General features: G+C 42.5%; 7 protein-coding genes and 1 pseudogene. 5 read left to right on the forward strand and 3 right to left on the reverse strand.

Translation table 11 applies throughout. The features are described from left to right. Positions 1-65 precede the first annotated feature (65 nt). Together ACM0OZ_RS47380 and ACM0OZ_RS47385 are read right to left on the reverse strand one after the other, a co-directional pair. Positions 66-1007 carry a glycosyltransferase family 2 protein gene (locus ACM0OZ_RS47380; protein ID WP_414589913.1) on the reverse strand — a complete coding sequence of 314 codons (942 nt, stop codon included), beginning with the start codon at positions 1005-1007 and terminating at the stop codon, positions 66-68. 11 nt (positions 1008-1018) lie between these two features. Continuing rightward, entirely contained in the window at positions 1019-1951 is a 933-nt protein-coding gene (locus tag ACM0OZ_RS47385) for a glycosyltransferase (RefSeq protein WP_414589914.1), read from the reverse strand. 306 nt (positions 1952-2257) lie between these two features. Here ACM0OZ_RS47385 and ACM0OZ_RS47390 point away from each other — a divergent pair, with 306 nt between their 5' ends. Both ACM0OZ_RS47390 and ACM0OZ_RS47395 read left to right on the forward strand, forming a co-directional pair. Further along, complete coding sequence (locus ACM0OZ_RS47390) at positions 2258-2560, forward strand: hypothetical protein (protein WP_414589915.1); 303 nt, start codon at positions 2258-2260, stop codon at positions 2558-2560. Between the two features lie 108 nt (positions 2561-2668). Continuing rightward, positions 2669-2956: pseudogene (locus tag ACM0OZ_RS47395) on the forward strand (zinc ribbon domain-containing protein); the annotation flags it as partial. Between the two features lie 168 nt (positions 2957-3124). Here ACM0OZ_RS47395 and ACM0OZ_RS47400 read toward each other — a convergent pair. After that, positions 3125-3895 (reverse strand): hypothetical protein, encoded by a 771-nt coding sequence (locus ACM0OZ_RS47400; protein ID WP_414589919.1) that lies wholly within the window; start codon positions 3893-3895, stop codon positions 3125-3127. A 351-nt stretch (positions 3896-4246) separates the two neighbouring features. On the opposite strand from ACM0OZ_RS47400, the gene cobU reads away from it, so the two are divergent. From cobU to ACM0OZ_RS47415, 3 genes are all read left to right on the forward strand, one after another. Continuing rightward, positions 4247-4795, forward strand: coding sequence for a bifunctional adenosylcobinamide kinase/adenosylcobinamide-phosphate guanylyltransferase (cobU, locus tag ACM0OZ_RS47405; protein WP_414589916.1), 549 nt, complete (start codon positions 4247-4249; stop codon positions 4793-4795). A gap of 103 nt (positions 4796-4898) precedes the next feature. Then, positions 4899-5330: a hypothetical protein gene (locus tag ACM0OZ_RS47410; protein ID WP_414589917.1), complete on the forward strand. Its 432-nt coding sequence runs from the start codon at positions 4899-4901 to the stop codon at positions 5328-5330. 441 nt (positions 5331-5771) lie between these two features. Then, the coding region (locus tag ACM0OZ_RS47415; protein WP_414589918.1) for a CTB family bacteriocin at positions 5772-5977 on the forward strand (206 nt) is incomplete at its 3' end.

Raw genomic sequence — 5977 nt, forward strand, 5'->3', positions numbered from 1 at the left:
CCTCATCTCCCTCATCTCCCTCATCTCCCTCATCTCCCTCATCTCCCTCACTCCCCCCATCTCCCCTAAAGCACCGTCTGCCCAACTTCTTGAGGGACGGATGGTTTTTCAGCAACAGAGGTGGAGGTGGTATTTAACTGACCCCCATATTTACGTAATTCGTAGAGTTTGACACCAATTTGATACTCATATTGACTGAGAAGCCGTGCATAAATATACCCAGCCCTGCCATCCAAAAAACCACGCCCAATAATGTAGAACAAAACAAACCGCAAAAATGGTTTAAATGGCAGCCGCACCCACACTTTTTTCAAAAAGCGCTTGCGTTGTACGGCATCACCGAAGAGATTTGCACCAATAGTACCGCTGTCATCTTTATCTGTAAGCAAATTGAGATAAACACGAGCTTCCCAATTGGAATAACGGTTATGTCGTTCTATCCAATGATAAAGGTCACGGAAATCCTCATGTATCATATCATTTTTCAGATATCCAGCTTTCCCATCTAAAATAACGTGTTCGTGAACTTCGTTATCACCAGTGTTGGGAATCTCCTCAGTGTTAAGGTTTTCGTAGCGACCTTGTTTGTGCTTGAATAAACGCAAATTCCAATCGGGATATTTACCACCGTGGCGAATCCATGTCCCTAAAAAAAAGACTCGACGGTTGAGGTAATAACCATTGTATTCTGGATTTTGAATTGCTTGGGCAATTTCATCCCACAGTTCAGGGGTGATGCGCTCATCACAATCAACAATTAACACCCATTCGTTGCGGAAAGGTAAGTTTTCTAAAGACCAATTTTTCTTTTTGGGCCAGCGTCCATTAAAGTAGAATTGGACAACATTTGCGCCATAACTTTGAGCGATTTCGACGCTTTTGTCACTACTTTGAGAATCTACAATAAACACTTCATCAGCTCTAGTGACGCTTGCGAGACAGGCAGGCAAGTTTGCTTGTTCATTTTTTGCCGGAATCAGTACGGAAACTGGTAATTTGGAAGGCATATAATTATTCGTTATTCTTTCTTCGATTTGAACACAAGACCCTGAATCGCAGCATTTAAGTAACCAATTTGACCATATGCATAGACAATTTTATCAAATCGTTCTGCGGGATCTGAAAAATATTGTACTGTTTTATACAAACCTCGCAAAAAGCGCTCACTACCACGCTGCAATTGTCCTAAACCAGCTTTGCCAGCAAGTTGTTCCCGATAACACTCACTAATACCTTGCCACCAACCTCGGTTGAAAAACCAGGAACGCTTGAGACGTTCTGGGGCGACATTGTGAGCGACAAGGGCGTTGGGAAGATAAGCAACTTGCATTCCCCGTTGAAGGGCAAGTTCGGTCATTTGCAGTTCTTCGTTTGATAATAATTTTGTACCAACTCGACCCAGATGAGTATCAAAACCCCCTATTTCTTCAAGAAAACTGCGGCGTATGGAGTAATTTAAGCCTCTGGGGGTTTGTCCTGGGTTGTCAATGTAGACAATAGCGTCCCCCAAGTCATATGCTCCCAGATTGGCAGATAATCCAGTAGATAGCCAACGTGGGGGTTGGGTTCCTTCAGGCCATAATAGAGTCACTTTGCCACCCGCGATCGCGAGTTTAGGGTTTTCTTGATAAGCTGAGTACAAAACCTGTAGCCAGTGGGAGTTTGCCTCTGCATCGTCATCAAGATACGCCAAAATTTCAGAACTCGCAACTCTTGCGCCAGTGTTGCGGGCAACTGATAAACCAATGATAGGTTCAAAAACATACTTGAGGCGAGGATTGTGGCTTCTGTGTTCTACGACTTCGCGAGTGCGATCGCTCGATCCATTATCCACCACCACGACTTCAAACTCACCAACAAAATCCTGCGCCAAAAGGCTATCTATAGCAGCGCCTAGATAAGTATCTCGATTGTGAGTGCAAATTATGGCAGAGATTTGCGTATTTGGCATAAGCTTTAAGTTTGGTTTTTGGATGTTGGTTGCTAGTTGTTGGTTCTTTTAGTAACTATTAACCACATACCCATGATAAAGTCCAACTTTAGCCTGCTGTCCTTGCTAATCTCTCCCAAAAATGTCCGACTCCCCAACCAAGTTTTTTCCTTTGACTTTCTCCTGTAGGTATATCGCTCTGTGTAAATTCTGCGTAAATTCTATGTAAATACTTAAGTGAGTACATATACAATTCTGTGGTAACGCTATACTATAAAAATAATCACTTTGACACAGTGAAAACACATACAATAGAGGTAACAAAAAATGAAAGCACATAAAACCAACGTATTTAAAAGAGTAATCAACACATTAGTATCCAAAGAACGAAAATTAAACAACACAAATTTAGGGTATTGGGAATTCTCAGACGAACTAGACGATACTGATTTAGTAGCAATTAGTGGAGGAAATTTTCTGTTTGGACCTTTAGTGAGTGTGGGAAATATTTATATACTTAGTGGAATTGGAAGTCAGAATGGAGGTTATAATACAACTTCTAATACCCAAAACGCGCATACTTCAGTCAACAATACAAATACGACAGATACAAATACCATCGGGAACTAAACAACATCAATTTCGGGTATGAGAAACTGTCTGATGCTGATGTTTTGACCACAACGTTAGGAGGAAGTAGTGCTATTGTTGATGGAGCACTCCTACTTCTAGGGAGAACAAGTGTTTGGCGCGGTTACAGTCGCTGTACCACCTCACTATACAAGCCTTAATTGTTCTAACTACGCAAAGGTTGTCAAGAAAACATTGAGCACCGGGACGCATACTTGTCCCTACTGCGGACACATCCAGGACAGAGATCACAACGCTGCTCGAAATATATTAGAAAAAGCGCTAGGTATGGCGGCGGATCACGTTGGAACTAAGGACACTGCGTTGGGCGGGGATGCCGAGTTTTCGCATATGTCCGCTACGCCTAGGCGAGAGATTGACCAATACTTGGGTTAGTAGTCTGTTTGATTAATTCTAATGGGTTACAAGATCCCCGACTTCTTAAAGAAGTCGGGGATCTGACCCCTATGACATGTCAAAATTAATGACATAAACTACTAGGTGCAAAAAAACTCTTCTGGATTCTAACTCGTGAGTTCTGTGTTCTTTCCTAGTCAAATTTCACTACGATTGAATATGACCGTGCAAAATCACAAGACTTTCTGCCAATTGAGTCAAACGGGTTTCTAGATGTTGCTTTCGCCCCAACAGTTGGCGCAACTTTTGGTAACGCGCAATTGCCATACTCACGCTCGCAACTTGTTCGGCTGGACACGGACGCGACCACACTTTACCAGAAGCATCCAAACCACACAGACGATACCCAGCACGGGACGATTCGCAGGAGATGCTATCATCAGTCGCGCAAACTTCTTCTACATAGTCCATGAGGCGGTCAACTTCCGCATGGCGCAGTGTTGCGGTTCCTCCTGGTTCTCGTTGATGTTCGTGGGACTCTAGCCAGCCATTGACAATCGGTCCTTCTAGATATATGTCTTGAATCTGCCGGACGATTTTTTGCAGTTCTCTTTGCCAAGAGGCAACATTTTCCTGAATTTCTTGCAATAAATTCATTGCCAAGGCGGGATTTGCTCCGTTGCGATGGCTTGTAAAGCTAGGAGTTTTGAACTTAGGTAAGCTTGGTGCTTTGCAATCGCTATCTTGTGCTGGAAAAGTCTGTACAGAGGTATCGTGGGTAGGTGAATTTTGTTCCGATTGCGTAAGAGGCTGCTCTGTGGACGGTTCAGGATTGGGTGCTGAGCGATCCTCACTCCCAACGCTGATCCGAAACGATACAGATGGCTTTGTCAAACCATCCGGTTCGTCAGATCCAGCAGTGTTGCGAGTCCCTAAATCGTGTAGAGTTGCCTCTATGCGTTTTATGCCTGCTTTCATACCGATATCAAAGAAAGTGTGCTGTACCTTGTAGTGTTTAAGGATGAAGGCAGCTATGTTGAAGGACAAAAGATGAAAAATTAATCACACTTAATAATTTCATACTTTATACTTCTTACTTTATAGTTACTTCATACTTAACACTTCAGCCTTGAGATAATGCTGGTGCTAGTCTTACTATTAAAAGTTATTTTGGCGACAAGTTGCCAGCCTTATGGTAAAAAAATAAGAGTAAAAAACGTTCTGCACTCAGCGTTTAGCCGTCGGCTAACTGATAGCTAATAATAGCTAATAGTTGATAGCCTGGTAGAATTACAACCCTTCTTAATTCAAGATACTAGGTAAACAGCTTTGAGTAAAGTCATATTAGTGACTGGACCAGCGCGCTCTGGCAAAAGCGAATGGGCAGAAATTCTGGCAGTAAAGTCACAACTCGCGGTTATCTATGTGGCAACGGCAGTAGAAAACTCAGATGATCAAGAATGGCAGCAACGCATCCAACAACACAAAGAACGCCGTCCTCAAGATTGGATGACATTAGAAGTGCCATATGAATTGTCTGCTGTTCTTGCTGACGCGAAACCAAACATCTGCCTTTTGGTAGATTCTTTAGGTACTTGGGTAGCAAATTTCTTGGAACAAGACGAGTTGACTTGGCAAAACATTGTCCAAGAGTTTTTAGAAACAGTACAGTTAGTTGCTGCGGACATGATTTTTGTAGCTGAGGAAACAGGTTGGGGTGTTGTGCCAGGTTATGCTACAGGTCGAACCTTCCGCGATCGCCTAGGTTCTTTAGTACGTCAGTTAGGAGGTCTTTGCCAAGAAGTTTACTTAGTGACTGGAGGTCATGTTCTGAATCTCAGTGTGCTGGGTTCGCCATTGCCAAGTAAAAGCGAGTAGAGTGACGGGAATATAACTAACATTTAACAACTGATAACTCTTCTTAAGACTTTATTTACGATTCCTGATTTAAAAACGACAATTTAGAATCTAAAATTTTAGTATGGCATCAGAAAAAAACGTTAAAAGATACTTAGCTTACTGGTTCCAGCTAGGTAAAAAAGTTGTAATTAACAACGGTGCGGCAACCTTACAGCCGCGAGAGGTCATCAATGGTGACCGTTACAGTGACGAGTTTGAAAACTGCTGGCAGAAAATTATTTCACGTGAGTCGGGCGACTGCTACCTGGAAGGAACACAGGAAACTATAGCGGAATTGCTGACGCCTGCTTGGGAGGTGTCTCCATGCGCTCGTTGCAGTATGCCGGTACCAGTGAGAAACGTGGGTATGCCCCCGTCGCTATGTCCCTGCTTCGATTTAACCAACTGGCCCAATACAGAATTACCAGCGCCGCGATCGCCAGTCAACAACCAAGAGCAACTGACGGCAATTCGCGATCGTCTTTTGAATAATCTGTCATCGACAAATAGTTGAATACGTAATATATAATTTCACGCCAAAACCCTAGGATCCATAGTTTTCCCGGCGTCTTAGCATATCCCGTATACCAGAAACCCGGTTTATTAAATAAACCGGGTTTTTGCGTATTGCTTTTACAGCACATTGTTCGTGCATGAAGTACAACGCGCTTTGTCTAAAAGCCGAGACACTAAGCCCTTTTTACTTCTGAGTTCTGAGTTCTGACGACTGAATTGCTGCTGTATGTATTTTTCGGAAATGATTCGCTTCGTAATTTGACAACAGTTTTTTCTCAACGTGGTAATCAAGTTGTCTGAAAACGCAAATGACTCTACTAGTGAGTTGCTCGTATCTTATAAAAGTAAGCAACGAGATGAGCGCCAAACACAAGAAAAGGCAATCAACTAAGAGCTAAAAACAAATTCAACTCAAATCAATTTTACGAGGTTTTCAATCATGTCTGACGCTTTATTTACCGAATTATCTGTTGAACAACAAGAAGTTATCGCTGGTGGCTTTAGTTTGTATGGCATAACAAATCTTACTGAGAACAATTATGCCAATTACAACTTGAATAGTAAGTCTGTATATTTTGGTACTACAGCATTTGCTGGTCCTGGTGGTGCAAGTTCTACAAAAGTATTCAAGGCTTCCAAAGATAA

The organism is Scytonema sp. PCC 10023 (genome assembly GCF_963920835.1).
In the GTDB taxonomy this organism is placed as follows: Bacteria; Cyanobacteriota; Cyanobacteriia; order Cyanobacteriales; family Nostocaceae; genus Kalymmatonema.